The sequence below is a fragment of the Dechloromonas sp. A34 genome (genome assembly GCF_026261605.1).
Classification (GTDB): domain Bacteria; phylum Pseudomonadota; class Gammaproteobacteria; order Burkholderiales; family Rhodocyclaceae; genus Azonexus.
The window spans coordinates 3,516,524-3,543,419 of sequence record NZ_CP102486.1; the positions used below are offsets into that span (position 1 = coordinate 3,516,524).

Here is a 26,896-nt window from a genome sequence, read left to right on the forward strand (position 1 = left end):
CTATGGAAAGTACCGATCTTGCCGCCGTCTGGCTGACCCTCAAGCTGGCCACGGTGGTCACCCTGCTGCTGCTCGTCATCGGCACGCCCATCGCCTGGTGGCTGGCCCGCACGCGCTCGCCCTTCAAGGGCGTGATCGGTGCCGTCGTCGCCCTGCCCCTGGTCCTGCCGCCGACTGTGCTCGGCTTCTATCTGCTGCTGACCATGGGCCCGAACGGGCCGGTCGGACAATTCACCCAGGCCCTCGGCCTCGGCCTGCTGCCCTTCACCTTCCCCGGCCTGGTCATCGCCTCGGTGTTCTACTCGCTGCCCTTCGTCGTCCAACCGATCCAGAACGCCTTCGAGGCGATCGGCGACCGCCCGCTGGAAGTCGCCGCGACACTGCGCGCCAGCCCGTGGGATGCCTTCTGGTCGGTCGCCGTGCCGCTGGCCCGGCCCGGCTTCCTGTCCGGTGCCATTCTCGGCTTCGCCCATACGGTAGGCGAATTCGGCATCGTGCTGATGATCGGCGGCAACATTCCGGAAAAGACCCGGGTCGTCTCGGTGCAGATCTACGACCACGTCGAAGCCCTGGAATACACTCAGGCCCACTGGCTGTCCGGGGGCATGGTGCTGTTCAGCTTCCTCGTCCTGCTCGGGCTCTACACTTTCAACCCGGCGCGACGGAAAACGGCATGACCCCGGAGATTCGTGCCAGATTCCTGATCGAGCGCCGCGATTTCCGGCTCGACGTCGACCTCGCCCTGCCCGGCCGCGGCATCACCGCCCTGTTCGGCCATTCCGGCTCGGGCAAGACGACCTGTCTGCGCGCCATGGCCGGGCTGGAACGGGCTGGCCAGGCCTACTTCGCGATCGGCGACGAGGTCTGGCAGGACGAGGCACGCGGCCATTTCGTTCCGCCGCACCGGCGGGCGCTCGGCGTGGTATTTCAGGAAGCCAGCCTGTTTCCGCACCTCTCGGTGCGCGGCAATATGGAATACGGCCAGAAACGGGCGGCGGCCCGGGCCGATGCCTATTCCCTGCCGGCCATCGCCGAGCTGCTCGGCATCGCCCACCTGCTCGAGCGTGCCCCGGCCCAGCTCTCCGGCGGCGAACGCCAGCGCGTGGCGATTGCCCGCGCCCTGCTCGCCGCCCCCAAGATCCTGCTCATGGACGAACCGCTGGCCGCCCTCGACCTCAAGCGCAAACTGGAAATCCTGCCCTACCTGGAACGCCTGCACCACGAACTGGCGCTGCCCATCATCTACGTCAGCCATGCGCCGGACGAAGTCGCCCGCCTGGCCGACCACCTGGTGCTGCTCGACGAGGGCCGGGTCGTCGCCAGCGGCCCGCTCAACGCGGTGCTTTCCCGCATCGACCTGCCGGCCGCCTTCGCCGACGATGCCGGCGTGGTCATCGAGGCGGCGATCGCCGCCCATGAGGCGGACGACCTGACCCGCCTCGAATTCCCCGGTGGTTCGATTTTCGTCTCGCGGCACGACGAGCCGGTCGGCACCTTCCTGCGCTGCCGTATCCACGCCCGCGACGTCAGCCTGGCGCTGGTGCCGCAGGTCCAGACCAGCATCCTGAACTGCGTCAGCGCCATCGTCGTCGATCTGGCGCCGACCGAGACGCCGGGGCACGTGCTGGTCAAGCTCGATGTCGCCGGCGAACCGCTGCTCGCCCGCATCACCAAACGCTCGGCTCAGCGCCTGGACATCCGCCCCGGCCTGGCGCTGCGCGCGCAGATCAAGTCAGTCGCCCTGCTCGCCTAGCTAGGCGCCGAGCAGCTTGCGGATGAAACCTTCGACGTAGGCCGGACGCAGCGGCTTGACGATGTAGCCGACGGCGCCCAGTCCGGCCGCCTCGGCGACCAGCTTCTTGTCGGCACAGCCGGTGACCATGATGACTGCGGTATCGGGACTGGCCTCCCTGATTTTCGGCAAGGCCTCCAGGCCGTCCATCACCGGCATATTGACGTCCAGGCAGAGAATGCGCGGCTGGTGGTTCTTGGCGGCAATGATCGCTTCCGATCCGTTGCTCACCATCTGTGCCACACGTACGCCGGATTCCTCGAGCAGGGCCTTGAGCACCAGGCGCACCGAGCCGTTGTCGTCGGCGATCACCGCCGTGCCCTTGCGACCGCGTCTGGCGCCGGCCGCCGGCGCTTCCGGCTGGGCGGCGGCCAGCGCCGCCCGGTTAGTGATCTCGCGCGTCGCCGCGATGGCGCGCAGTTCCTCGATGATCTGGGCCTGGCCGAAGGGCTTGCGGATGAAGCCTGAAGCTCCGGCATCGGCCGCCTTCTCCTCGATGCGCGCCTCGCTGGAAGCGGTCATGAAGACGACGTCGATGGTCGGCGCCGCGCTCTGGATGGCTTTCAGGATCGCGAGGCCATCGCGACCCGGCAGGTGGTAATCGAGACAGACCAGCTCGGGCGCGGTTTCGCGGATCATCGACTCGACCCCATTGCCGTCGGCGAACGCCCCGACCACCTCATGCCCGGCACTGGCGAAGACTGCCGCCAGCACTTTGCGCATGGCGGCATTGTCGTCAATGATCATAATGCGCATCGAACCGGACTCCGAAAGAAATGCTTGGTCAAAACAGGCGCCAGAATAACAGAGCCGAGGCGCCAATTGCACCATCTGGCGCCGGTTTCCAGCGTTCGCCCAAGATCATCCAGCATCACCAAGACAAAAGCTGAAACTAGCTCTCGGCCCCCCGGTACGAAAGGCGCAGGGACAGCAGCGCCTCCCACTCGTGCACGGCGAGGCCGAAGAGAATCAGCCCGGTTCCCAGCCACAGGCGCAGGCCGATAACCTCGCCATTGAAGACGTGGCCGAGGAGCAGCGCCAGCACCGGCGTGATCAGCGTGATCAAGGCGACTTTCGAGGCCGCCAGGTGCTTGATCACGTAGTAATACAGTGCGAAACCGATCACCGAGCCGAAGATGCCGAGATAGACGATGGCCGCCCCCGAGCGCAGCGGCATCACGGCCGGCAAATGACCGTCGGTGAACGCCCAGACCACCACAAACAGCGGCAGCGAGACGGCCAGCGTGCCGACCGTGGTAGCCAGCGGCGGGCTGTCGTCGGCGATACGTTTCAGCCAGACCAGACTGGCCGAATAAATGAAAACGGCGAACAACAGCGCCAACAGGCCGGCCAGCGCATGCTCGCCGCCCAAACTGTCGCCATCGATGAAGATCACCGCCAAGCCGAAAGCGCCGAGCACCATACCGGCGATCTTGCGCGGCGTCAGCGCGCGTTCGCCCAGCCACAGCGCGGCCAGCACCCCGGCCATCAAGGGCGACAGCCCGAAGAGCACGGAAATCAGGCCGGAATGGACGTAACGCGCCCCCCAGTAGGTCAGCGCCATCGCCCCGAACAAGCCCAATCCGCCGACCAGATAGGCCCGGCGCGCCCGACCGTGCAGCGGCAGGCCGATGCGCCAGACGGCGACCAGCAGGCCGGCGACGACAACGCCGATCAACATGCGGACGAGCACGGCGAAAGCGAAGCCAATGCCTTGCGTGCTCCACTGGATAGCCAGCGGCGTGGTGGCCCAGATCAGGATGATGCCGAGATAGGCGACGGGAACGGACATCGGGTGCTCCTTCGAACAGAGGCAGAAAACAAAAAGGCCGCGGGTTTCATTGCCGCGGCCTTTGCAGAAATCGGAATGGTCTTGCGACTAGCTCACCCCAGGCCCGGATCAACGGCAACGCGCCACGCACGCAGGACGCGGCGGCGCAGGGACAGCGGGGAGATCAGGGAGATTTGGCAAGTCATCGGTCTATTGTGCGGGCGCATTGTGCAGTGCGTCAAGCGTCTGCTGCGACAGCCCTGGCCAGGCGCGCCACCAGTTCGGGAATACGTTTTTCCTCGGCCATGCCGTAACCAAGGACCAATCCATTTCGTGACGCCCCAGGTACCTCAGCAGCGCAATACTCACTCAGCGGACGGGCCGTGACGCCAAGCGCCATGGCCTTGGCGATGACCGCCTGGTCGGGCTCACCGGCGGGCAGGCCGAGCGTCAGATGCAGACCGGCATCGCCGCCAAGGATTTCGACATCATCGCCGAAAGCCGCCGTCAGTTCCCGGCGCAAGACGGCCTGACGCGCCCGGTAGATCGGCGCCATCTTCCGCAAATGGCGGGTCAGCGCGCCACTTTCGATGAAGCCGGCCAGGGCGCGCTGCTCGACCGCCTGACCGGAGCGGTAGAGGCTTGCGATCCGTTCGCCGAATTCGCGCGCCGCCCAGCGCGGCACCACCATGTAGGCAACGCGCAAGCCCGGATAGAGCAGCTTGGAAAAGGTGCCGACATAGACCACCGGCGCGTCGGCGTGCAGTCCCTGTAGCGCCGGCAAAGGGCTATAGCCGGGCCGGGCGTGGTTGAACTCGCTGTCGTAGTCGTCCTCGATGATCCAGCCATTGGCGGCGACGATCCGGCGCAGGAATTCGAGGCGCCGTTCCAGGCTGAGCACCGCCCCCAGCGGATACTGATGCGACGGTGTCAGATAGACCAGGCGGGGCGGCTGGCTCTCCCAGAGACTAGGTTCCGGCGCCATGCCGGCAGCGTCGACCGGTACGTGGACCGCCCGCAGGCCGGCGGTCTGCATCACCGAGCGGGCCGCCGGATAGCACGGGTTTTCCAGCCAGACCGTATCGCCCTCGTCGGCCAGCAGGCGGGCGCAGGCATCGAGGGCGATCTGCGCGCCGGCGACGACGAATATCTGCTCCGGGCTGCACAGCACGCCGCGCCGGGCACGCAGGTCATCGGCCAGGGCCTGGCGCAGGCGCGGCTCGCCAGCCGGCGCGGCATAGGCCAGCTGCCGGGCGCTGACTTCGCCCCAGGCCTTTTGCAACTGCCGCGCCCAGGCCGCCCAGGGGAAGGCATTCAGATCGGCGACGCCCGGTGCGAAAGGCAGCAGCGGTTCGTGCTGGCGCAAAGCCAGGCCGGCGGCCCGCCGTGACAGCTCGGCCGGAGCATGGCTGGCAACCGGCCGGGCTACACCCAGCCCGTGCAGCACCGGCAGGTCGGCCACCCGCGTACCTCGCCGATCGGCCAGCAAAAATCCCTCAGCCTGCAATTGCTGATAGGCGTAGAGCACGGTATTGCGGGCAATGCCGTAGTCGGCGGCGAGCAGGCGGCTGGCCGGCAGGCGCGCGCCCGGGCCGAGGCGGCCATCGAGCATGGCTTCCTTTAGCCGGCGATAAAGCTGCTGCTGGCGCGGCATGGCGTCGGCCGGGTCGTTCAGCGGGTCAAGAATGGCGGATAGGCTCATCTGGCTCCATCAATGTGCAATTTTGTGGCTCTACAGATAGTGCCACAGCACGGTTATGCTTGCCGCAACAGCTTACGGAGACCGCCATGACAGCCCTGCCCCCCAGCCCGCGCACCACAATCCGCCGCAAGCCCGATCGCGGCCACTACGACGCCACCAGCATCCACGCCATCGTCGATGCCGCCTTCGTCTGCCAGATCGCCTTCAACTCGGCCGGCAGCGTGCATTGCCTACCCACCGCCTGCTGGCGCGACGGCGACCACCTCTACATCCACGGCGCCAACAATTCGCGCCTGATCAATGCCCTGCTCGGCGGCGAATGCTCGGTCTGCATCACCCATGTCGACGGCCTGGTGCTGGCCCGCTCGGCCTTCCATCATTCGATGAATTTCCGCTCGGTGGTGATCTACGGACAATTCGCCGCCGTGGACCATGCGGACGACAAGGCCAGGGCGATGGCCAGCTTTCTCGAACACGTCAGCCCGGGACGCAATGCGCATGTCCGCCCGGCCAGCCCGGCCGAACTCGCCGGCACCCGCATCCTGCGCCTGGCGCTGCACGAAGCCGCCGCCAAGATCCGCAACTGGGGCGTCGAAGACAGCGCCGAGGACATGTCAATCCCGGTCTGGGCCGGGGTCGTTCCGCTTGGCCGGCAGGCTGGCGTACCGGTTGCCGAGACCGGCTGCGCTGATTTCCCGCTGCCTTCCTTGCCGGCAGCACTGCAGAAAGAGGCGCTGCCATGACGCTCAAAGTCGGCATCTTTGTCTTCCCCGAGGTCGAGGTTCTCGATTTCGCGGGCCCCTACGAAGTGTTCACCACGGCCAGCCGGGTCTTCGGCCGCAGGCATTCCGCCGCCGAAAAACCGTTCGCGGTGTTCACCGTCGGCGCCACTGGCGAGCCGTTCAAGGCCCGGGCCGGTCTGCCGGTATTGCCGGAATATGCCTTCACGACCCACCCGCCGATCGATCTGCTGATCGTTCCCGGCGGCGTGGTCAGCGCCGAACTGGCCGAGCCGAAGGTCAGCCGGTGGATTGCGCAAGTTGCGACCGGCACGCGGATCACCGCTTCGGTGTGCACCGGCGCTTTCCTGCTGGCCAAGGCCGGCCTGCTCGACGGCCATCGGGCGACGACGCACTGGGAAGACCTGGCCGAACTGCGAACCGACTTTCCGGCGGTTCGGGTCATCAACGATCAGCGCTGGGTCGATGAAGGCGACATCGTCACCTCGGGCGGCATTTCGGCCGGGATCGACATGAGCCTGCACCTGGTGGAACGGCTGGCCGGGCGGGAACTTGCCGTGCAAACTGCGCGCCAGATGGAATACCGCTGGAGCGAACCACCCACCGGGGAAAAACCGTAGTTCGCACAAGGCCCGATCCTTTAAGCAATGCTTAATGCCCGAGTCGCAAACTGGCCTTGCTTCATCAACAGAGGAAAATCCAAATGAAAACACAAGGTCAGAACCAAGCCACCATCGCCGCCAGTCTGTTTCGGGGATTCATCAGTGTATTTTTCGTGATCATGACCATCATCTTTCTCACGGTTCCCTATGCACTGTCCCGGCACCCCGGCGATCCGCTTCCCAACCCGACGACCATGCAAAGCCGTCACCTGACCTGAGCACCGGCAAACTCAACTCAGCCTTTGCCTGGCAGCATCTGGCGATCGGAACGTAAAGCACCAAATGCATGAGTTTGGCTGATACGGCCTGCCAGCCGGGTGCATTGCCTCACGGCCGCCCCCTAAACTTCAGCCAATTCGCCGGTCAGTGCGGTACTGCCTATTTTTTTGCAAACGGTTGCGGCTTGGGCGTCTTGTCTGACGACGGAGGCAGTGTGGGCAACTTGAAGTCTGGCTGCTCACCGGTCAGGGTCTTCAGGAAGGCGACAATCCTGGCATTTTCTTCAGGGGTGAATTTCTTTCCCAACTGGAGACGACCCATGGTGTCTACAGCTTCGCTCAGCGTATTGACGGCACCGTCATGGAAGTAGGGATAGGTCAGTTCGACGTTCCGCAGCGTCGGCACCTTGAAATTGAAACGATCCGCATCCTTGCCGGTGACAGCGAAACGCCCCTCGGCCGGGCTCGATGCCTTGTAGGGGGCGACAACGCCCATCTTCTGGTAGGAATTGCCACCGACACCCGGACCGTTATGGCAACTGACGCAACCGCTGTCCTTGAACAACTGGTAGCCGGCCAGCTCGTTTGCCGATAAAGCCTTCTGATCGCCCTTCAACCATTGGTCGAAGCGCGAGTTCGGCGTGAGCAGGGTTGCTTCGAAAGCAGCAATCGCCTTGGTCACTTGGGCGATGACGATTTTATCGGTGCCGAATGACTTCTTGAAGTCCGCAACATAGGCCGGAATCGATTGCAGGACTTCGACGGCAAGCCCGTGGGTCGAGCCCATTTCGCCCGGATTGTCGATCGGACCGCCAGCCTGGGCCTGCAAGTCCTTGGCGCGACCATCCCAGAACTGGGCAATGTTCAGACTGGAATTGAGTACCGTCGGGGAATTTATCGGGCCTTCATTCCAGTTATGACCGATCGACGTCTTGAGGTTGTCCGTACCGCCCATCGACAGGTTGTGACAGGAATTGCAGGATATGAAGCCGGATTTCGACAGGCGCGGGTCGAAAAACAGCTTCTTGCCCAACTCCACCAGAGCCGGATCAGCGACCTTGGCTACCGGAATAGCCTTGATCGGTTCATCCATCGCGGCCCAGGCAATACCGGCCCCCATCAACGCAATGCTTGCCACGAGAATACGAATTGCCATTTTCAACCTCCAGTCGATTAATACCATTTGGATAATCAATCTGGATTATTGCACGCACCCAATTAGCCGATCTGTTCGCCAGGGAACATAGGGCAAGGCAATGTACCGGGTTGCAACGATGCAGGATGCAATGCCAGCGTGAAAAACGCTGGGCGAATCAGGACGGCTTTTTGCCAGCCTTCTTGAGCTCTGCGAGAAATTCGCCGAGGGATGTCTCGCGCACGGTGATGCCGGCGAGGGCCTCACGCAGGTCGAAATTGGCCATGTCCTGATCGCCCGGACGCGGCGCATCGCGCCGGGCCGGAGGGCTGGCGCTGGGTGCGGTTTTGGAGAAGCGGAGGACGGGGGGCATTTTTCTTGACCGGTGGTTCAGTGTTCAAGCCTATTGTCCGACCTTGCCGGAAAACTGTCCGTGAACCACTTCACGAAGGCGCCAAGTTAGCGCCAAGCAACCAGCCCGGCGGCCAGAAAATCCATCAGCACCCTGACCCGGTGTGGCACGTGGCGATTGCTTGGCAACATCGCATAGATGCCGAGTTCGGGAATCGGAAAATCCTTCAGGATGGCCTCGATCCGGCCATCGGCCAGAAATTCGTCGATGATGAAGTCCGGCTGTAGCGTGATGCCCAGCCCCTGGGCCGCCGCTTCGGTCAGCACGTCGCCGTTGTTGGCATGGATGCGGCTGCGCACCGGAAAGCTTGCCAGCTGGCCATCGACCAGGAACTGCCATTGCTGAGTCATGCCGCCAGCGGTGTAGCCCAGGCATTCGTGATGGATCAGTTCCGAGGGATGCTGCGGCCGGCCATGGCGGGCCAGGTAATCCGGCGCGGCCACGACCTGCATGCGGCCCGCCCCAATCCGCCGCGCCACGTCGCCGCCGTCGAGCCGGCGGGTGATGCGCACCGAGAGATCGATGCCCTCCTCGATCAGCTTGACCCGGCGGTCGCTATAATCCATGTCCAGCGCCACTTCCGGGTAGCGCTGCGAGAAGTCGAGCAGCAGCGGCGCCAGCCGTTTCAGGCCGAAACTCAGCGGCAGGCTGATCCGGATGCTGCCGCGCGGCGTCAGGCGCTCTTCGGCGACATCGGTCTCGGCCGCTTCGACCAGGTTCAGGATGACCCGGCACTTTTCGAGGTAGGCGGTGCCGGCCGAGGTCAAGGACAGGCGGCGCGTGCTGCGCGCCATCAGCTTGACGCCAAGGTGGGCTTCGAGCCCGGCGATCTGCCGCGTCACGACTGAACGGGCGACCCCAAGTTGCTGCGCTACAGCTGCAAAGCTGCCGAGTTCGGCAACGCGGACAAAAAGATTCATGGCATCGAGTCGATCCATTGTTGCATTCCTGGCAATAATGATTTGCACATTGTCGGCTATTTCGTTGCAAAAAGCAGGACTACAGTTCGGTCATCGCAACCGGAGTAGTTCCCATGACCCAAACCCAACCCGCTCTCTTCGTTCCGCACGGCGCCCCGACTTTCGCGCTGCGCCCGGGCGCGGCCGGTGCGGCGCTGGTCCGGCTGGCCAAATCCCTGGCGCTGCCGCGCGCCATCATCATCGTCAGCGCCCACTGGGATACCGCCGTACCGACCGTCGGTACCGCCGACCGCCTGGAAACCATCCACGACTTCTGGGGCTTTCCGGAAGAGCTCTTCAGCCTGCGCTACCCGGCCACCGGCTGCCGCGAAGCTGCCAATGTCGTACTGAGTGCCATCACTGCGGCTGGATTGCCGGTCGCGCAAAATGCCGAACGCGGTCTCGACCACGGTGCCTGGGTGCCGCTGCGCCTGATGTTCCCGGATGCCGACGTGCCGGTCATTCCGCTCTCCATCCAGAGCCGCGGCGGCCCGCAACAGGCCTACGCCCTGGGCCGGGCATTGGCACCGCTGGCTACCGAGGGCTTTCTGGTGATTGCCTCCGGCAACCTCACGCACAACCTTGGCGACTACCAGCTGGCGGCCCGCAGCACCGGCCAGACGCCGCCTTATGTGCGCGAGTTCACCGACTGGCTGGCCAGCCGCCTGTATGCTAACGACATCGACGCCCTGCTCGACTACCGCCGGCAGGCTCCCGGCGCCGCGCAGGCCCATCCGAGCGATGAACATTTATTGCCCTTGTTTGTCGCACTCGGAGCGGGCGGCGCTACAGCCCAGGTTGAACGCGTGCATGCCGGCATCGACGACTACGTCATTGCCATGGATGCCTACTCATTCCTGCCTCAATAAGGAGAACGCCTTGACTACCCAATACACCAAAACCGCCAAAGGCCTGCACTGGCTGATGGCCGTCCTGATCTTCGGCCTGCTGGCGCTGGGCACCTACATGCAGGGCCTGCCGCTCTCGCCGACCAAGCTGCAGCTTTACTCCTGGCACAAATGGGCCGGCGTCACCGCCTTCGTGCTTGTCCTGTTCCGCCTGGCCTGGCGCGTCACCCACGTACCGCCCGCCCTGCCGGCCAGCATGCCGATGCCGATGCAGTTCGTCGCCCACGTCGGTCACCTGGCGCTCTACGGCCTGATGCTCGCCATCCCGATTTCCGGCTGGCTGATGAGTTCGGCCAAGGGTTTCCAGACCGTCTGGTTCGGCGTCCTGCCGATTCCCGACCTGCTGGAAAAGAACAAGGAACTGGGCGACCTGCTGCAGACCGTCCATATGAGCCTCAACCTGCTGTTCGCCGCAACCATCATCGGCCACGTCGGCGCCGCCCTGAAACATCACTTCATCGACAAGGACGACATCCTGACCCGGATGCTGCCCCTGCAATCCAAGGAGATCTGACATGAAACGCATAGCCCTGGCCATCGCCCTGAGCACCGCCCTCTCGGCCCAGGCCATCGAATACAACCAGGTCCAGGCCAGCCAGAGCAACGTCGCCTTCGTCTACAAGCAGATGGGCGTTGCGGTCGACGGCAAGTTCAAGAAGTTCTCTAGCCAGCTGAGTTTCGACCCGGCCAAGCCGACCGCCGCCAAGGCCACTTTCGATGTCGAACTGGCCAGCGTCGATACCGGCGCCCCGGAAGGCGACGATGAGGTTGCCAGCAAGTCCTGGTTCAACACCAAGGCCTTCCCGACCGCCCGTTTCGTCTCGGCCAGTGTCAAGCCGCTCGGCGGCAACCGCTACGAAGTCGCCGGCCAGTTGAGCATCAAGGGCAAGACCCAGGATGTCGTCGTTCCCGCCACCTTCACCCCGAATGGCAACAGCGGCATCTTCGACGGCAGTTTCACCATCCGCCGCGCCGATTTCTCGATCGGCGAAGGCAGCTGGGCCAAGTTCGACATTGTCGCCAACGACGTCCAGATCAAGTTCCGTATCACCGCTTCAGGCAAGTAAGAACCCAACCCACCACAGGAGAATCACCATGCAAAAACTGACCAAGCTCACCGCCGCCCTCGTCCTCGCCGCCGCTGCCGCCGCCCCGCGCTGGCCGCCCCGGAAACCTACGTCCTCGAACCGAACCACACCTTCCCGCGCTTCTCGTACAACCACCTCGGCTACTCCGTGCAGCTCAGCCGCTTCGACAAGACCACCGGCAAGGTCGTCTTCGACAAGGCCGCCAAGACCGGCTCGGTCGACATCACGATCGACACCAAATCGGTGAGCACCGGCTCCACCCTGTTCAACGAGCACATTCAGGGCGAGGATTTCCTCTTCACGGAGAAGTTCCCGACCGCCACCTTCAAGTCCACCAAGGTCATCTTCAACGGCGACAAGCCGGCCACCATCGAAGGCAACCTGACCCTGAAGGGCGTCACCAAGCCGGTGACCCTGGCCGTGACCTCCTTCCAGAACATGCCGCACCCGATGGTCAAGAAGGACGCCATCGGCGCCAACGCCAAGACCACCGTCAAGCGCACCGACTTCAACATGGGCAAGAACGCACCTTACGTCGGCGACGAAGTGACCATCGAAATCGCCATCGAAGCGATCAAGGAATAAGCGGAATCAAGCCCCGCCAGGCCGCCTAAGGGCGGCTTTTTTCCGTCTGTCGATCGCGACTTCCGGATCAGGCGAGCCCGCAACAGGCGCCGCTCTCATCAGGAACCACAGGAACGGGATCCAAGTCAAAGCAGCATCGGTGTTCTTCGTTGAGGAGTGTGATCATGAACATGATGATGTTTCCGAAGATGCTGGCTTCGCACGACGAAGGCTGGAAATGGCTGGCGGAGATGCACCCGTCCGTGGCCAGGGTATTTGCCCTCTACGTCATGCCGATGGCCCTGATTCCGCCGGCCATGGTGCTTTATGCCGTGAGCGCCTACGGCGACCGCTTCCTGACGCCGGTCAGCATGCAGGATGCCTGGGCGATGGCCATTCTTTTCTACGCTTCTGAATTGCTGGCGGTTCCCGTGATGGCGGCGGTAATCCAGCGTCTCGGCGACATCGTCGATGCGCGCCCGACCTACCACGACGCCTTCGCCTTCAGCGCCGCAGTACCGACGCCATTGTGGCTTTCGCCGCTGGCGCTCTTCGTCCCGAGCCTGGCCGTGATGGGAATGGCGATGACCGCAGCGTTGCTCATCTCCGGCATCCTGATCTACCGCGGCAGCTACCAGTTATGCCATCTGAGCAGCGAGAGCCAGTCCAAGATCCTGTCCGGCGCCATTCTGGCGGCTGGCCTGGTCGGCTGGGTGATCTTGATGATCATCGCCTTTGTCAGTTGGGGTTGGGTGGTTTCTTGATGCCACACCCATGGCGGCCCAGGCCGCCATTTGATTCAGAGTGGGTCACGGCTGCGTAATTGACCGCGCAGGCGATCGAGTTCCTCCAGCAGATCGGCGACCAGCGCGGCGAGTTCGGGTACCGCATCGAAATCGCTTTCCAGCCGCCGCATGCGCCGGGCTCGCTGCAGGGCGGCCCCGGAAAAGCGCCAGATGCCCGCCGTGCTCTCGACATGGGTCAGGAGACCCTCGTCGATGTGGCGCAGCAGCCATTCGGCATCGACCCGGCAGGCGGCCGCCACCTGCTCGAGCGGTAGCCAGTTATCGTCAAGCAGGCTGCCAGTCAGAATGTCGTCGTCACGCATGATTCAGCTCCTCGGATCGAAGGCCAGTTCCCGGGACATCGTTTCGTAAAGCTGCCGGGCCTGCGGTGTGTCGGCTGGGGGCAATACGACCTGAAGATCGAGCAGCAGGTCGCCCGGCGGATTGCCGGGGATGCCCTTGCCGCGCACCCGAAGTTGCTTGCCGCTTTGCGCACCTTCCGGGATGCGCACCTTGATACTGCCGCCCGGCAGCGGCACGGCGATGACCGTACCCAGTGCCGCTTCCCATGGCGCGACGGGCAACTTCAGGTGCAGATCGCTACCCTCGACGCGATAGCGCGGATGCGGGTTGAAATGCACTTCCAGCATCAGGTCGCCGGCCGGCGCCCCGCCCGCCCCCGGCGCGCCCTGCCCGGCCAGCCGTATCGTCTGCCCCTCATGGACGCCAAGCGGAATGCGGATATTGAGCGTGCGCCCGACCAGCTGGACGTGCCCTCCGGCATCGATCTGCGGCACGCGCAGCGCGATCTGCCGCGTCGGCCCGGTAAAGGCATCTTCGATATCGAGCAGCACCTTGGCATGGTGATCCTCGCCGCGGCCATGCCGGGCCTGCCGGCCGTGGAAGCCGCCGGGCGCGCCGCCCATGCGCCCGAACAGTTCGGCGAAGAAGTCGCTGAAATCGGCGGCGTCGTGCGGCGCGGAGCCGTGTCCGGAAAACTCGAAGCCGGCATCCCAGTCCGGCGGCGGCCGAAAATCCTGGCCGGGCTGGTAGCCCCGCCCGACTTGGTCGTAGGCCGCACGCTTTTCCGGGTCGGAGAGCACGGCGTAGGCCTCGTTGATCTCCGGCATCCGCTGGTCGGCGTCAGCCTCCTTGGAGATATCGGGGTGGTATTTGCGGGCCAGCCGGCGAAACGCCTTCTTGATGTTCTCCGCCGTCTCGTCGCGGGAGACGCCGAGGATCTGGTAGTAGTCCTTGAATTGCATGCGGGACCTCCTGAACTGATTTGGACTGGCATTCCAATAAAGATATAGGTCCGGACACTATCGACTTCAAGCCCTTGAACTTTTCCGGATAGCGCCTATATCGGTAACGAGGGCACGCCCCGGTGCCCGTTTGGTACGAAAGGAGAAGCTCATGATCTATCGTTCACTGTTTCCCCGCGACTTCCTCTCCGAGCTGGAACGCCTGCAGAACGAAGTGCGGCAAAACTTCGACATCTCACCCAGCATACGCGGCTTTACCCGTGGCGGCTTTCCGGCCCTGAACATCGGTTCGACCGCCAAGTCGATCGAGATCTATGCCTTCGCGCCTGGCACCGACCCGGCGAGCATCGACGTGCACATCGACAAGGGCGTCCTGACCGTCGCCGGCGAACGCCCGAGCATGCTGCCACCGGCCGAGACGAAAGCCACGGCGCATATCGACGAACGTTTCAGCGGCCGCTTCCGGCGCGTCGTCACCTTGCCCGACGACATCGACGCCAGCGCGGTGAGCGCGAAATACCGCGACGGCGTGCTGCATATCAGCATCCAGCGCCGCGAGGCGGCCCAGCCCCGGCGCATCAACATTCAGTAAGGAGGCAAAAATGAGCGAAACGACTGCTGTCAGCAAGGAAAACAAGGCGCCCCGCGAAGAGGGTGCACTGGTGCCGCCGGTCGACGTCATCGAGGATGCGGGCGATATCACCCTCTACGCCGACCTGCCCGGCGTGCCCAGGGAAAAGCTCCACCTGCACGTCGATGCCGAGACCCTGAGCATCGAGGGCGAATTGGGGCTGGCGCTGCCGGAAGGCATCGAGTCGACCCACGCCGAAGTCAGTCTGCCGCGCTATCGCCGCACCTTTACGCTGTCGCGCGAGCTCGATGCCGACAAGGTCACTGCCGAATTCGCCAACGGGGTGCTCAAGCTGCGCATTCCCAAGGCCGAGCACGCCCTGCCGCGCAAGATCGAAATTTCGGTTGCCTGACGCACATCCGGTCGGCGGTTCGCCGCCGACCGGCAAGGAGATAGCAATGAAACTGGAAGCCATGAAGGAAAGCGTCAATTCGTTCTGGAACTCGCTGGCCGAAGGCTGGCAGCATCTGCGCCATTCGGCCGCCAGTGCCCTGACCCATTTCAAGCCGGGCAGCGAATCTCGCGTGCCGGCACCGAACGAGGTGGACGATATCGCCTACCTGCCGACCCGCGGCTGGGCCCTGCTCGGCGGCGACGTCTTCGAGGACGAGCAGCGGGTCGTCGTCAAACTGGAAGTGCCCGGCATGGAAAAACAGGATTTCGATATCGAAATCTTCGACGGTCGGCTGGTGGTGACCGGCGAGAAGCATTTCCAGCGCGAAAGCAGCGAAGGCCGCTGGCAGGTGGTGCAATGCGCCTACGGTTCCTTCCGCCGCGAAATTCCGCTGACTGCCCGGGTCGCGCTCGACACCGCCAAGGCCACTTACACCAACGGCGTGCTGCGCATCGAACTGGCCAAGCTCGAACCCGGAAAACCGCGTTCGCTGAACATCCCGGTCCAGTAATCCGGCCCGCGGCTGCTTGCGCTTCAGCGCTTCACATGCCGAAGTGCAGGCGGACGCGCTCCTCGAGCAGGCGCGCGGCCTCCTCTTCGCTGCAACCGGCCAGGCGGTCGAAAATCTGCCTGGCGAGCGGACGAAAAGCCGCCATCACCCGCGGATCGAAATGGCTGCCGATGTCCTTCTCGAGAACGCCCATCGCCATATCGAAGCTCATGGCCTCCTTGTAGGGGCGCTTCGAGCACAGGGCGTCGAAAACATCGGCCACCGCAAAGATCCGCGCCGCCAACGGGATTTGTTCGCCCTTGAGGCGCCGCGGATAACCCGAACCATTCCATTTTTCATGATGCCCGGCCACCACGTCGCTGGCGCCCTCCAGCCAGCCAATGCCGGTGACGATTTCTTCACCCTGGGCGACATGGCTACGCATGATCTCGAACTCGTCGTCGTCCAGTTTGCCCGGCTTGAGCAGAATGGCATCCGGAATGCCGATCTTGCCGACATCGTGCAGAAAGCTGCCGGCGATCAGCGACTGCATGGCCGTATCGCTGAAGCCGAACTGCTCGGCAATCCGTGCCGCAATCCAGGCGACTCGGTAGTTGTGGGTACCGGTATCGGAATCGCGCTTGGCGATGGCGCGGCCCAGCGCTTCCATCATCGAGATGTGCGAATCGAGCACTTCGCGCGCTTTTCGCTCATTGTCGGCAGAAAGACGCACCACTACCGGATAGATCGCCAGCCCGCAGAGCAGGGAAGCCAGCCCGACCATCAGGGCGGAGGACAGCGCGCTGTCGAACATCTGCTGGCGCTGCCACTCGGGGATGATGCGCACGCCCTCGAAATAGCCGGTAATCGGCGAGTCCAGGCTGTCAGCGATGCGTAGCGGCACAAAAATGCGCAGCACCCAGCCGCCATCGGGAAGTTTCAAGCTTTCGTAGGAAGCCGCCGTGTAGGCCGGGCTGGCGTGATGGAGCAGCACGCCTTCGGCCTGGGTGCCTTCCGGGGTCATCGCTTCGGCCAGCCGTTCGCCCTTGGCATTGTAGATTTCGGCGATATCGAACAAACCGCCGGCAATGGTTTTGGCGGCGTTGACGGCGTGCCCCTCGGCATCCGGCCCGTCCAGAACGATCGCGCCGAAATGATGCAGCAGACGCTGCGACTCTTCGATGGCCAGTGAAACCGTGCTTTCCTCGGCTCGTTCACGGGCCACGAACCACGCGACGGGGCTCGCCAGGGCAGCCAGCACTAGGCTGACCGCAGCGATGCGCCAGGCGGCACGACGGTTCGACGAATTCATCCTGATCTCCCCAACTTGCTTGATTTTACGCAACGCGAATTATCGCCAACCTATCTTAAGATAGCCTGAAGAAGGCCTATGGGCGGCTTTTATCGCGGTTTAAGGAAGGCTTAATCCTGGCCCGCTAGACTTGCCCCAACTTCACCATGAGCATGAGCATGACAGTCAGTCACCGTCTTTTCGCACTCCCCTTCTGCGCCTTCATCGGCATCGCATCGGCCGCCGAACCCATGGTGCTGCAGCCTGCACAGCTCAAGTCACTGGGCATCGAAACCGCCATCGCCGGCGAATCCGCCGCGACCCGGAGCGGCACCCTGCCGGCCCGCGTCCTGGTTCCCAACGAACAGATGCGCGTCGTCGCCGCACCGGTCGGCGGCATGGTCGAAATGCTCGCCGTCGCCCCCGGCTCCAGCGTCAAACGCGGTCAGGTGGTCGCCCGCCTGGCCAGCCCGCAGGCCCTGGAACTGCAACGCGACGCCTTGCAGTCGGGCAGTCAGGCCGCCCTGCTGCAACAAAGCCTGAAGCGTGACGAACAATTGTTCGCCGAGGGCCTGATCGCCGAATCCCGCCTCCAGGCTACCCGGGCCAACGCCGCCCAGGCCGCCGCCCAGGCCAGCCAGCAACGCCAGGGTCTGGCCCTGGCCGGCGTCGCACCGGGCAAACTGAGCGGCTCGCTGGCACTGACTGCGGCGATCGACGGCGTCGTCCTCGAACAGGGCGTGCAGCTCGGCCAGCGCGTCGAAACCGCAGCCATGATTTACCGCATCGCCAAACTCTCGCCGCTCTGGCTGGAGATCCAGGCACCGCTCAGTGTCGCCGCCGGGCTGAAGGAAGGCAGCGCGGTCAAGATTGCCGACAGCGAAATCAGCGGCAAGCTGATCGCCATCGGCCGTGCGGTCGATGCCGCCAGCCAGACCGTGCTGCTGCGTGCTGCGGTCGGCAAGGGGGCCGAAACCCTGCGCCCAGGACAGGTCGTCGAAGTCGAAATCGCCGCCGGCGCCGGCCAGGGCCAACGCCTGCCCGCGGCGGCACTGGCCCGCCATGCCGGCAAGACCTACGCCTTCGTCCAGACCGCCAGCAACGACCAGGGCGTCAGCTTCACCGCCCGGCCGGTCCGTATCCTGAGCCAGGGCGGCGATAGCGTGCTGCTTGATGGCGTGCAGGCCGGTGAGCGGGTCGCCGTCAAGGGCGTTTCCGGCCTCAAGGCCCTGCTCACCGGCGTCGGCAGCGAATAATGCTCGACGCCCTGATCCGTTTCTCGCTGACCCAGCGCCTGCTGGTGCTGGTCCTCACCGTCATGCTCACCGGCGCCGGCGTCCAGGCCTTCCTCGGCCTGCCGATCGACGCCTTTCCCGACGTCTCGACGACCCAGGTCAAGATCATCCTGAAAGCCCCGGGCATGACCCCGGAAGAAGTCGAAACCCGCCTCGCCGTGCCGGTCGAGCAGGAACTACTGGGCATCCCGCACCAGCGCCTGCTGCGCTCGACCTCGAAATACGCGCTGACCGACATCACCATCGACTTCGAGGATGGCACCGACATCTATTGGGCCCGCCAGCAGGTTGGCGAGCGTCTGGCGGCGGCGATGGACAATCTGCCGCCCGGCGCCAGCGGCGGCATGGCGCCGATCACGACGCCGCTCGGCGAAATGTTCATGTTTACCATCGAGGGCGATCTGCCGCTGGCCGAAAAGCGCGCCCTGCTCGACTGGGTGATCCGCCCGCAGCTGCGCACCGTGCCCGGCGTCGCCGACGTCAACAGCCTGGGTGGCGAGGTCCGTACTTTCGAGGTCGTGCCGCAGCCGCAAAGCCTGGCGGCGCGCGGCCTGGCGCTGAAGGATCTGCAGGCGGTGCTGGAAGCCAACAACCGCAACGACGGAGCCGGCCGCCTCAACGACGGCGAGGAATCGTTGCTCGTCCGCGCCGAAGGGGCAATCCGCAACATCGACGACGTCAAGGCGATTGTCCTGCAGGCCAGCAATGGCAATGTAGTGCGTATTGGCGACGTCGCCGAGGTGCGTTTCGGCGCCCTCACCCGCTATGGCGCGGTAACCAAGAGCGGCCAGGGCGAGGCGGTCCAAGGCCTGGTTCTCGGCCTGCGCGGCGCCAATGCCCAGAAGGTGGTGGCCGGCGTCAAGGCGCGGCTGGCCGAGATCGCGCCGAGCTTGCCGGCCGGGGTCAGCATCGAGCCCTTCTACGACCGCAGCAACCTGGTCGGCCGCGCCGTCGGCACCGTCTCGAAGGCCCTGCTCGAAGCCATCGTGCTGGTCGTACTGCTGCTCCTCGCCTTCCTCGGCAACCTGCGCGCGGCACTGGTCGTCGCCCTGATGCTGCCCCTGTCGGCGCTCGCCACCTTCATCATGATGCGGATGTACGGCCTCTCGGCCAACCTGATGAGCCTGGGCGGCCTGGCCATCGCCATCGGCATGCTGGTCGACGCGGCGGTGGTCGTTGTCGAAAACGTCGAAAGCCAACTCGCCGAGGCCCAGGAGAACCTGCCGACACTGCACCTGATCTATCGTGCCGCCCGCGAAGTGGCCTCGCCGGTGACCTCGGGCATCATCATCATCATCATCGTCTTTCTGCCCCTGCTTACGCTGCAGGGACTGGAAGGCAAGATGTTCGGGCCGGTTGCGCTGACCATCGTCTTCGCCCTGGCTTCATCGCTGCTGCTGTCACTGACCGTGGTGCCCGTGCTCGCCTCCTACCTGATCAAGCGCGGCGCCCATCATGAGCCGTGGCTGGTCAGGAAACTGGCCGCCCTCTACGACCGCATCCTGACGGTGGCGCTGGCCCACAGCCGCACCTTCATGATCGGCGCCACCATCGCGCTGGCCGCCGCAGCCGGTGCCTTTCTGCTGCTCGGCAAGAGCTTCATGCCGACCATGGATGAAGGCGACCTCATCATGCAGCTCGAGAAGCTACCCTCGATCAGCCTCGACCAGACCATCGCCATCGACAGCGCCGTGCAACGCGCCGTCCTGGCCCAGGTGCCGGAAATCAAGGCGATCGTCGCCCGCGCCGGTTCGGACGAACTCGGCCTCGACCCGATGGGCCTCAACCAGACCGACACCTTCATGGTCCTCCAGCCCCGCGACACCTGGCGCAACCCCGACCCGGCCTGGCTCGCCGACCAGCTGCGCGCAGTGATGGCCGACTTCCCCGGCATCGGCTTCTCCTTCACCCAGCCGATCGACATGCGCGTCTCCGAAATGCTGACCGGAGTGCGCGGCGATCTGGCGATCAAGATCTACGGCCCCGACCTCGCCACGCTGAACCGTCTGGCCGGCGAGATCGTCACCACCGTCAAGAAGGTAACGGGTGCCGAAGACACTTTCACGCTGAAGAACGATGGCGTGCAGTACCTGAAGATATCTGTCGACCGCCTGGCCGCTGGCCGTTTCGGGCTCAACGTCGACGACATCCAGAACGACCTGAAGGCCTTGCTCGAAGGCCGCAACGTCGGCACCGTCATCGAACAGGGGCGGCGCGTGCCGGTCGTCCTGCGCGGACCAAACACCCTGCTCAACTCGCCGGCCGATTTCGAAGCCCTGCGCCTGAGCCTGCCCGATGGCGGCAGCGTGCCGCTGGCCAGCGTCGCCAAGGTCGGGCGCATCGATGGTCCGGTCAAGGTAGACCGCGAAAACGCCCAGCGTTACGTGGTGGTCCAATCCAACGTCCGCGATCGCGACCTGGTCGGTTTCGTCGACGATGCCCGCGCCGCCGTCGGCCGCGAGGTCAAGCTGCCGGCCGGCTACCAGCTAACCTGGGGCGGCCAGTTCGAAAACCAGCAACGGGCTGCGGCGCGGCTAATGGTCGTGGTACCAGTCGCCCTGGCGCTGATTTTCTTCCTGCTCTTCTCGACCTTCCGCTCGGTGCGCCAGGCCTTGCTGGTCCTCTCCAACGTGCCTTTCGCGATGATCGGCGGCGTCTTCGGCCTGCTCGTCTCCGGCGAGTATCTCTCGGTGCCGGCTTCGGTCGGTTTCATCGCCCTGCTCGGCATCGCCGTGCTCAACGGCGTGGTCATGGTCACCTATTTCAACCAATTGCTGGCCCGCGGCCTGCCGGTCGCCGAAGTCGTCGTCGAAGGCGCCAAACGCCGCCTGCGACCGGTGCTGATGACCGCCAGCATCGCCGCTTTCGGCCTGGTTCCGATGCTCTTCGCCAGCGGCCCCGGCTCCGAGGTCCAGCGCCCGCTGGCCATCGTCGTCATCGGCGGCCTGCTGACTTCGACGGCGCTGACCCTGGTCCTGCTGCCCATTCTTTTCCGCCGTTTTGGCGTGAAAACCACCGTTTCATTTACCGAGGTCCGTCATGGCTGATGTCCTGCTTTCGCTGACCATGCACAACGACGTCGCCCAGCACGTCGAGGATTTGCTGCTCTCTCGCCCGGACCTGGTCCGCGGCTTTACGGCCAGCGTTGCCGAAGGCCACGGCGCGGTCGTGCCGCTGGTCGAACCAGCCGAACTGGTCAGCGGCCACTCGCCACGCACCCAGATCCGGATGGTCGGCCCGGAAGAGTCGATGCGCGCCGTGCTGGCGCTAATCAAGGGCGAGCTGCCGCGCGCCAATATCTTCTTCTGGCTGATGCCGGTCATCGAGATGGGGCGGCTATGAAAAGACGCTTCGCCGTTCTGATCGCCTGCCTTGCCAATTTCGCCGGTGCAGCCGAACCCAACCTGCCGCCGGACGAGATCGTCGCCCAGGTACTGCGCGCCAACCCGACGGTCCAGGCCGCCGACAGCCAGGTCGAAGCCGAAGAGGCCAACCGCCGGCGCCTCGAGGCCGGACCCTACGAATGGAGCGTGCGCCTTGGCAGCCAGCAGCGCCGGACCAACCCGACGACTGGCCCGGACGAGCGCTTCAGCGAATGGAATGCCGCTCTCGAACGGCCGCTACGCCTGCCCGGCAAGGCTGCGCTCGATGCCGAGCTGGGCAGCGCCGGCGTCAGCCTTGCCGAGACGGCACGCGGCGATGCCCTGCATGAAGCCAGTCGCAACCTGTTGAAGTCCTGGTTCCTCTGGCTCAAGGAAAGTGCGGCGGCGGCCCAGTGGACGGCACAGGTCGCGCTGCTCGAGAAACAGAGCAAGGCCACGCAACGCCGACAGCAACTGGGCGATGCGGCGCGTCTCGAGGCGGTGCAGGGCGAAGCCGCCCTCGCCCAGGCCGAAGCCCAACTGGCCCAGTCCCTGATCCGCCAAAAGACGGCTGCCGAGGAACTGCGCCGCCGCTACCCGGGGCTACCGCTCAGCGAGCCCGCCGGCATTGCCGAACCGCCCCCGTTGGTCGGCGGCATGGACGAATGGGTCGCGGCCATTCTCGACCAGAGCCATGAGCTGGCGATGGCGCGCGGCGAAGTCCGCCAGGCCCGGGTCGTCGCCGGACGCAGTAGCCGCGACCGCCTGCCCGACCCCACCTTCGGCCTGCATGTCGCGCGCGAACGGGCCGGCGAAGACCAGATCGTCGGTGCCTACATCAACATTCCGCTACCGGGCGGCGCCCGCCGGGCCAGCGCCGATGCGACCCAGGCCCAGGCGGCGGCGGCCGGCCGCCGGGAGACAGCCGTCGAACAGAAAATCAGTGCCGAGGCCGCCAGCCTCTACCAATCCGCCAGCGCCGCCCGCGCCACCTGGCTTTCCGGCCGCAGCGCCGCCGAGCGACTGGGCCAGGCCGCCGAGATGACTGCTCGCGCCTATCAGCTGGGAGAAGGCAGCCAGAACGATCTGCTCGCCGCCCGCCGCCTGGCCAACGAGGCGCAACTGTCAGCCCGCCTGCTCCAGCTCGATGCCCTCGAACTCAACTACCGCCTGCGGCTCGATGCCCACCGGCTGTGGGATCTGGATTAGGAAAAACCCGCCGCTTACTCGGGCGGGGTCTTGACCCCCATCATTTCGATGCACGTTGCCCGGCCAAAGGCATGTGCCTGGCTCGGGCTGTTGATCTGCGGCTCTTGGTAGATGCGGCGGGTGATGTGGTTGCTGATCCGCGCGCCGGCGCTGCCGTCCTCGGCGATCAGCCGCATCGGCCGCCCCTGATCGCGGCTGTAGAGGGCCAGCAGGGCTTGATCGCGAACCCGTTCGCAAAAGCGGATTTTTTCGACCTCGGGCATGTCGTTGGCAAGCGCCGCCGAACGGCCTTGGCCCCAGGCGGGGGCGATGACCAGGCAAGCCAGTGCCGACATCAACCAACGGTTCATTCCTGCGGCTCCTGAATCGAGGTGAGGTAGGCCAGGATGTCCCTGATTTCGTCCTCTTTCAGCCCGTTCAGCAGACCGACCGTACCCTCCTCGTCATGCGGACGGTCGCCCTTCAGGTAGAGATCGACCTGCCGCTTCAGATAGCTGGTGTACTGGCCGACAAGCATCGGGAACATGCCGCGCCCCTTGCCGCTCTTGGCGTGGCAGGCGGCGCACTGCTTCTGGTAGAGGCGGCCCCCATTCTCGAGATCGCCCTCGACCCGCGGAATGATCATCACCTTTTCGGCCATCAGCAGCTTGGTCAGCGCATCTTCCTTGCCGGTATAGGTCGGCATCTTGTTCGGCAATTCGATACTGGCGATGTAGGCTGCGATGTCCTTGATGTCTTCATCGGACAGCTCGCGTTCCTGGGTGTAGGGGAACATCGGGATATTGACCCGGGTCCGCGAGCGAAAATTCCGTAACTGGCTTTCGATGTACTTGACCTGCTGACCGGCGATGCGCGGATATTCGCCCTTCTTGCCGCCCTCGCCGTGCTCGCCATGGCAGGCGGCACAGGTGCCGTTGATTTCCTTGCCCTTGTCGAGGTCGGCCGCGACGACCGGCACACTGCCCAGCAGGCCGCCCATAATCAGGAAAACAGACAGACGAAACAGCATGCAAGACAGCTCCAGGAAGACCTGCGGCGAATTGTCGCACGGGCCGGTCGAGCGAAATTTGACACAAATCACGCATAATTCGGCTCATGTCATTCATCCCCTGCACGATCGATGGTACCGAGCATCTGGGCACGCTGCGCCGCCTGCTCACCGGGCGCTGGATGGTACTGGCCGTAACGGCCCTGCTCGTCGGCAGCGCGCCCGCCGCCCTCGACATTCCGCTGCCGCAACTGCCCCTCCTCGGTATCATCGGCGTCGCTGCCGCTCTCAATGGTATGGCCCAATGGCAACTGCGGCGCGCCCAGACGGCCACCCCCTACGAACTGTTCAGCCAGTTGCTGTTCGACGTCGTCACGCTGAGCGCCCTGGTCTTCTTCAGCGGCGGCGCGACCAATCCGCTGGTCTCCCTGCTCCTGCCCCCGGTCGCCATTGCCGCCCTGGCCCTGCCCACGCGTTGCGTCGTCGCAATCGGCGGCTGCGCCATCTTCGCCTATTCACTGCTGATGTTCTTCTATGTCCCGCTACCGATGGCCGATGCCAGCCGCGCCACCCGCCTGCACCTGATCGGCATGTGGCTGACCTTCGTCGTCTCGGCCATCACCATCGCCGGCTTCGTCGTCCATATGACCCGCCTCATCCGCCAGCGCGACGCCGCACTGGCCGCCGCCCGCGAACAGGGCCTGCGCGACGAACGGGTGATGGCGATGGGCACGCTGGCCGCCGGTGCCGCCCACGAACTCGGCACGCCGCTCGCCACGATGGCCCTGGTCGCCGGCGAACTGGCGAACGACCCGGCGATCCCGGAGGCCGCCCGCGAGGATGTCGCCCTGCTCCGCCAGCAGATCGGCGTCTGCAAGGAGATCATCACCGGCCTCTCCCGGCGCGCCGGGGCCGAGCGACTCGAGAATACCCCGCTCGAAGCCGCCGACCGCTGGCTCGACGGCCTGCGCCAGCACTGGCATGCCGTCCGCCCGCAATCGGGCAGCCGCCTGATCATCGGCAGCGACGGCACACCGCCGAATATCATCGCCGACCCCCGCCTCGAACAGGCTGTGCTCAACCTGCTGAACAACGCCGCCAATGCCACGGCACTGCCGCTCGAAATTCGCCTCGGCTGGTGCAGCCGCAACCTGTGCATCGACATTCGCGACCATGGCCCCGGCTTCCCGCAAGCCGTTCTCGAACAGGGCGGCCAGCGCAGTTTTCCACCCCACGAACACGGCAACGGCGTCGGCCTGCTGCTGACTCGCTCCGCCATCGAGCAGCTGGGCGGCAGCCTGACTCTGCTCAACCCCGACGACGGTGGCGCCCTCGCCCGCATCGAACTTCCACAGGCAAGCTGATGAACGAACTGACCCTGGTCATCGACGACGACCCCAGCTTCAACGCCATTCTCGTCCGCACCCTCGAAAGACGGGGCCACCCTGCCCAGGGCGTACTCAATCCGGGCGATGCGCTGGCCGCGGCCAGCCAGACCCTGGCCGGGCGGGTCGTCCTCGACCTCAATCTGAACGGCAGTTCGGGGCTGGCTCTGATTCCCCCGCTGCTGGCCATCAACCCGGATTGCCGCATCGTCGTGCTGACCGGCTACGCCAGCATTGCCACCGCGGTCGATGCGGTCAAGCTTGGCGCCGTCCAGTACCTCGCCAAGCCCGTCGAAATCGAAGCCATCCTGGCCGCCTTCGAGGCCGACGACAGCCCTAATATCGACCAACCGGCTTCCGACGAACCGCTCTCGGTCGATCGGCTGGAATGGGAACACATCCAGCGCGTCCTCAACGAGAACGACGGCAACATTTCGGCCACCGCCCGCGCCCTGAAAATGCATCGCCGCACTCTGCAGCGCAAGCTGTCGAAACGACCGGTCCGGACCTGAACGTACCCGTCTCACCACAGCGATCTTTTCGATCGTTTATGTCAACATCTAGCTTCGCGCGAGGCTAGCCGCCGCCGATCAAGCCTCTTTGCGTGGCGATGTGCATCAGGATCAAGGCGACCGGGAAATGCTGGCGAGAATCCGCCGCAGCGGGGTTGGCATTGCGCCGGTTCCAAGCGGTGAGCGAGGCGAGCAAACCATCCAGGCCGTTGTCGCGGACCAGTTCGTCAATGGCATTCCGGTGAATGGCCGCCAGCCGCAAGCCATCCATCTTCATGTCGACCACCCGCCAGCCGGCCGGGGTTCTTTTCATGTCGTAATCGATGATCCGCGGCTTGCTGCCCCCCTGCGAGACAAATGAGCGGACGGTAACCGTCCCCTCCTTTACGAGCGGCGGCAACGCCTTGAACTCGATCTCCGGATTCTGGGCATTGACCAGCGCCGAGACGCAGGTTTGCACCAGCAAATGTCCGAACTCGCCAACCAGGGCCGTCTGCTGCTCGGCGGAGGCAAGCTGCCAGTTGCGCCCGAGCGCCAGTTTGGTCATCGCATCAATATCGAACAAGGGCCGCACCCGCGCTTCTACCGCGGCCGTAAAGCTGCCGGCCGGGAGGTTTGCCGGTTCCTGCCCGGACGCGTGCAGGCGGGCGATTTGCAGCAAGTCCCTGATGGCCGTGCCCAGCAGTTCCTCCGGGGCGGTCTCGCTGGCCGTGACGGCAGCCTGCACCGGCGGGGTATCACGCACCTCATCCAGTGCCGGGGTAAACGAGGGCGGTACGGCGGCGGCCAGTACGACCATGACTTTCAAGGCTAGGCTTTGCATGATTTCCTCCCCCTTCGAACCGTTGAACCTGTCGACCGTGCGAGGCATCGGATACGCAATCGCCATGCCAGGCGGATTAAACCAATAAAAACATGCGCTTGCGGCGCCGCCTCGGTTTGCATGCGAGGACGACTGTAAAGCGGCCGATACACCAGGCAGCAGAGCCTGGACCCCAAAAACCAGATGACGTGCATCGGCTTGCCACCTAGTTATAGCGGAAGGTGTTGAAAGCCGCATGATTCCTTTTATCCGGCCAGCGACGCCGGAACGAGAAAGCAAACAACCAAGCTTGTAACGCCATTGATACACCTTCCGTCGCCCCGTCTCTGTCTGCTGTCGCACATAGCGCTGCAAATCTCAGGGTCAAAGACATCTAGTTTTATGCGCCGATACCATGTCCCATCACCCCACGTTCGGCTCGCTGACCAGTGCCATAACAGCCCACCCCGTCGTTAACGACCAAACGCCGCCGGCAGAAAAATCTGCCGGCGGCGTTCATACTCAATACCAGACGG

General features: G+C 64.7%; 30 protein-coding genes and 1 pseudogene. 19 read left to right on the forward strand and 12 right to left on the reverse strand.

Features of this window, described 5'->3' with window-relative positions; genetic code table 11:
• Window positions 1-2 precede the first annotated feature (2 nt).
• On the forward strand, window positions 3-677 hold the full coding sequence (gene modB / locus NQE15_RS17585; protein WP_265943163.1) for a molybdate ABC transporter permease subunit: 675 nt from the start codon (window positions 3-5) through the stop codon (window positions 675-677).
• A complete protein-coding gene (gene modC / locus NQE15_RS17590; RefSeq protein WP_265943165.1) occupies window positions 674-1,753 on the forward strand; it encodes a molybdenum ABC transporter ATP-binding protein in 1,080 nt (359 codons plus the stop codon). Before modB ends, modC begins: the two co-directional genes overlap by 4 nt.
• Here the strand turns inward: modC and NQE15_RS17595 are convergent, their stop codons facing one another.
• The 3 genes from NQE15_RS17595 to NQE15_RS17605 form a co-directional block, all read right to left on the reverse strand.
• Entirely contained in the window at window positions 1,754-2,548 is a 795-nt protein-coding gene (locus NQE15_RS17595) for a response regulator (protein ID WP_265943166.1), read from the reverse strand. It abuts the gene before it with no gap.
• A 136-nt stretch (window positions 2,549-2,684) separates the two neighbouring features.
• The gene (locus tag NQE15_RS17600; protein ID WP_265943168.1) at window positions 2,685-3,584 is read right to left on the reverse strand and encodes a DMT family transporter; all 900 of its coding nucleotides are present in this window, start codon (window positions 3,582-3,584) and stop codon (window positions 2,685-2,687) included.
• 217 nt (window positions 3,585-3,801) lie between these two features.
• Window positions 3,802-5,265 (reverse strand): PLP-dependent aminotransferase family protein, encoded by a 1,464-nt coding sequence (locus NQE15_RS17605; protein ID WP_265943169.1) that lies wholly within the window; start codon window positions 5,263-5,265, stop codon window positions 3,802-3,804.
• Between the two features lie 86 nt (window positions 5,266-5,351).
• Between NQE15_RS17605 and NQE15_RS17610 the strand changes: the two genes are divergently transcribed.
• From NQE15_RS17610 to NQE15_RS17620, 3 genes are all read left to right on the forward strand, one after another.
• Window positions 5,352-6,008, forward strand: coding sequence for a pyridoxamine 5'-phosphate oxidase family protein (locus NQE15_RS17610; RefSeq protein ID WP_265943171.1), 657 nt, complete (start codon window positions 5,352-5,354; stop codon window positions 6,006-6,008).
• A complete protein-coding gene (locus NQE15_RS17615; RefSeq protein WP_265943173.1) occupies window positions 6,005-6,625 on the forward strand; it encodes a DJ-1/PfpI family protein in 621 nt (206 codons plus the stop codon). Before NQE15_RS17610 ends, NQE15_RS17615 begins: the two co-directional genes overlap by 4 nt.
• 83 nt (window positions 6,626-6,708) lie before the next feature.
• Window positions 6,709-6,885 carry a hypothetical protein gene (locus NQE15_RS17620; RefSeq protein ID WP_265943175.1) on the forward strand — a complete coding sequence of 59 codons (177 nt, stop codon included), beginning with the start codon at window positions 6,709-6,711 and terminating at the stop codon, window positions 6,883-6,885.
• Window positions 6,886-7,045: 160 nt separating this feature from the next.
• Here the strand turns inward: NQE15_RS17620 and NQE15_RS17625 are convergent, their stop codons facing one another.
• From NQE15_RS17625 to NQE15_RS17635, 3 genes are all read right to left on the reverse strand, one after another.
• Window positions 7,046-8,041, reverse strand: coding sequence for a cytochrome-c peroxidase (locus tag NQE15_RS17625; RefSeq protein WP_265943177.1), 996 nt, complete (start codon window positions 8,039-8,041; stop codon window positions 7,046-7,048).
• Window positions 8,042-8,198: 157 nt separating this feature from the next.
• Complete coding sequence (locus NQE15_RS17630; protein WP_265943179.1) at window positions 8,199-8,393, reverse strand: hypothetical protein; 195 nt, start codon at window positions 8,391-8,393, stop codon at window positions 8,199-8,201.
• Window positions 8,394-8,479: 86 nt separating this feature from the next.
• The gene (locus NQE15_RS17635) at window positions 8,480-9,370 is read right to left on the reverse strand and encodes a LysR family transcriptional regulator (RefSeq protein ID WP_265943181.1); all 891 of its coding nucleotides are present in this window, start codon (window positions 9,368-9,370) and stop codon (window positions 8,480-8,482) included.
• A gap of 95 nt (window positions 9,371-9,465) precedes the next feature.
• On the opposite strand from NQE15_RS17635, the gene NQE15_RS17640 reads away from it, so the two are divergent.
• The 5 genes and pseudogenes from NQE15_RS17640 (at window position 9,466) to NQE15_RS17660 (ending at window position 12,715) form a co-directional block, all read left to right on the forward strand.
• The gene (locus NQE15_RS17640; protein ID WP_265943183.1) at window positions 9,466-10,260 is read left to right on the forward strand and encodes a DODA-type extradiol aromatic ring-opening family dioxygenase; all 795 of its coding nucleotides are present in this window, start codon (window positions 9,466-9,468) and stop codon (window positions 10,258-10,260) included.
• 10 nt (window positions 10,261-10,270) lie between these two features.
• Window positions 10,271-10,813, forward strand: coding sequence for a cytochrome b (locus NQE15_RS17645; RefSeq protein WP_265943185.1), 543 nt, complete (start codon window positions 10,271-10,273; stop codon window positions 10,811-10,813).
• A 1-nt stretch (window position 10,814) separates the two neighbouring features.
• Window positions 10,815-11,366: a YceI family protein gene (locus NQE15_RS17650; protein WP_265943187.1), complete on the forward strand. Its 552-nt coding sequence runs from the start codon at window positions 10,815-10,817 to the stop codon at window positions 11,364-11,366.
• Between the two features lie 28 nt (window positions 11,367-11,394).
• Window positions 11,395-11,972: pseudogene (locus tag NQE15_RS17655) on the forward strand (YceI family protein).
• A gap of 164 nt (window positions 11,973-12,136) precedes the next feature.
• Entirely contained in the window at window positions 12,137-12,715 is a 579-nt protein-coding gene (locus tag NQE15_RS17660) for a Yip1 family protein (RefSeq protein ID WP_265943189.1), read from the forward strand.
• Between the two features lie 35 nt (window positions 12,716-12,750).
• Here NQE15_RS17660 and NQE15_RS17665 read toward each other — a convergent pair whose 3' ends face one another.
• Complete coding sequence (locus NQE15_RS17665; protein WP_265943191.1) at window positions 12,751-13,059, reverse strand: chaperone modulator CbpM; 309 nt, start codon at window positions 13,057-13,059, stop codon at window positions 12,751-12,753.
• A gap of 3 nt (window positions 13,060-13,062) precedes the next feature.
• Window positions 13,063-14,001: a DnaJ C-terminal domain-containing protein gene (locus NQE15_RS17670; protein ID WP_265943193.1), complete on the reverse strand. Its 939-nt coding sequence runs from the start codon at window positions 13,999-14,001 to the stop codon at window positions 13,063-13,065.
• A 151-nt stretch (window positions 14,002-14,152) separates the two neighbouring features.
• Here NQE15_RS17670 and NQE15_RS17675 point away from each other — a divergent pair, with 151 nt between their 5' ends.
• From NQE15_RS17675 to NQE15_RS17685, 3 genes are read left to right on the forward strand one after another with little or no spacing between them, the layout of a single operon-like run.
• A complete protein-coding gene (locus NQE15_RS17675) occupies window positions 14,153-14,593 on the forward strand; it encodes an Hsp20/alpha crystallin family protein (protein ID WP_265943196.1) in 441 nt (146 codons plus the stop codon).
• A gap of 10 nt (window positions 14,594-14,603) precedes the next feature.
• The gene (locus tag NQE15_RS17680; protein ID WP_265943198.1) at window positions 14,604-14,984 is read left to right on the forward strand and encodes an Hsp20/alpha crystallin family protein; all 381 of its coding nucleotides are present in this window, start codon (window positions 14,604-14,606) and stop codon (window positions 14,982-14,984) included.
• Between the two features lie 46 nt (window positions 14,985-15,030).
• Window positions 15,031-15,537 (forward strand): Hsp20/alpha crystallin family protein, encoded by a 507-nt coding sequence (locus tag NQE15_RS17685; RefSeq protein ID WP_265943200.1) that lies wholly within the window; start codon window positions 15,031-15,033, stop codon window positions 15,535-15,537.
• Window positions 15,538-15,568: 31 nt separating this feature from the next.
• Here the strand turns inward: NQE15_RS17685 and NQE15_RS17690 are convergent, their stop codons facing one another.
• Complete coding sequence (locus tag NQE15_RS17690) at window positions 15,569-16,828, reverse strand: HD-GYP domain-containing protein (protein WP_265943202.1); 1,260 nt, start codon at window positions 16,826-16,828, stop codon at window positions 15,569-15,571.
• 158 nt (window positions 16,829-16,986) lie between these two features.
• Here NQE15_RS17690 and NQE15_RS17695 point away from each other — a divergent pair, with 158 nt between their 5' ends.
• Genes NQE15_RS17695 through NQE15_RS17710 form a run of 4 tightly spaced genes read left to right on the forward strand, consistent with a single transcriptional unit; the run spans window position 16,987 to window position 22,673 of the window.
• A complete protein-coding gene (locus tag NQE15_RS17695) occupies window positions 16,987-18,063 on the forward strand; it encodes an efflux RND transporter periplasmic adaptor subunit (protein WP_265943204.1) in 1,077 nt (358 codons plus the stop codon).
• Window positions 18,063-21,149 (forward strand): efflux RND transporter permease subunit, encoded by a 3,087-nt coding sequence (locus tag NQE15_RS17700; protein WP_265943205.1) that lies wholly within the window; start codon window positions 18,063-18,065, stop codon window positions 21,147-21,149. Before NQE15_RS17695 ends, NQE15_RS17700 begins: the two co-directional genes overlap by 1 nt.
• A complete protein-coding gene (locus NQE15_RS17705; protein ID WP_265943207.1) occupies window positions 21,142-21,444 on the forward strand; it encodes a DUF3240 family protein in 303 nt (100 codons plus the stop codon). Before NQE15_RS17700 ends, NQE15_RS17705 begins: the two co-directional genes overlap by 8 nt.
• Entirely contained in the window at window positions 21,441-22,673 is a 1,233-nt protein-coding gene (locus NQE15_RS17710) for a TolC family protein (protein ID WP_265943209.1), read from the forward strand. The genes NQE15_RS17705 and NQE15_RS17710 overlap by 4 nt, the downstream gene beginning before the upstream one ends.
• A 14-nt stretch (window positions 22,674-22,687) precedes the next feature.
• On the opposite strand, the gene NQE15_RS17715 is transcribed toward NQE15_RS17710, so the two are convergent.
• Together NQE15_RS17715 and NQE15_RS17720 are read right to left on the reverse strand one after the other, a co-directional pair.
• Window positions 22,688-23,023, reverse strand: a complete 336-nt coding sequence (locus NQE15_RS17715) for a hypothetical protein (RefSeq protein ID WP_265943211.1) — start codon at window positions 23,021-23,023, stop codon at window positions 22,688-22,690.
• Window positions 23,020-23,682 carry a c-type cytochrome gene (locus NQE15_RS17720; RefSeq protein ID WP_265943213.1) on the reverse strand — a complete coding sequence of 221 codons (663 nt, stop codon included), beginning with the start codon at window positions 23,680-23,682 and terminating at the stop codon, window positions 23,020-23,022. The genes NQE15_RS17715 and NQE15_RS17720 overlap by 4 nt, the downstream gene beginning before the upstream one ends.
• Before the next feature lie 86 nt (window positions 23,683-23,768).
• Between NQE15_RS17720 and NQE15_RS17725 the strand changes: the two genes are divergently transcribed.
• Both NQE15_RS17725 and NQE15_RS17730 read left to right on the forward strand, forming a co-directional pair.
• Complete coding sequence (locus NQE15_RS17725; protein WP_265943215.1) at window positions 23,769-25,025, forward strand: ATP-binding protein; 1,257 nt, start codon at window positions 23,769-23,771, stop codon at window positions 25,023-25,025.
• Window positions 25,025-25,558 carry a response regulator transcription factor gene (locus tag NQE15_RS17730; RefSeq protein WP_265943217.1) on the forward strand — a complete coding sequence of 178 codons (534 nt, stop codon included), beginning with the start codon at window positions 25,025-25,027 and terminating at the stop codon, window positions 25,556-25,558. The genes NQE15_RS17725 and NQE15_RS17730 overlap by 1 nt, the downstream gene beginning before the upstream one ends.
• Before the next feature lie 64 nt (window positions 25,559-25,622).
• Here the strand turns inward: NQE15_RS17730 and NQE15_RS17735 are convergent, their stop codons facing one another.
• Complete coding sequence (locus tag NQE15_RS17735) at window positions 25,623-26,381, reverse strand: MlaC/ttg2D family ABC transporter substrate-binding protein (RefSeq protein WP_265943219.1); 759 nt, start codon at window positions 26,379-26,381, stop codon at window positions 25,623-25,625.
• Window positions 26,382-26,896 lie beyond the last annotated feature (515 nt).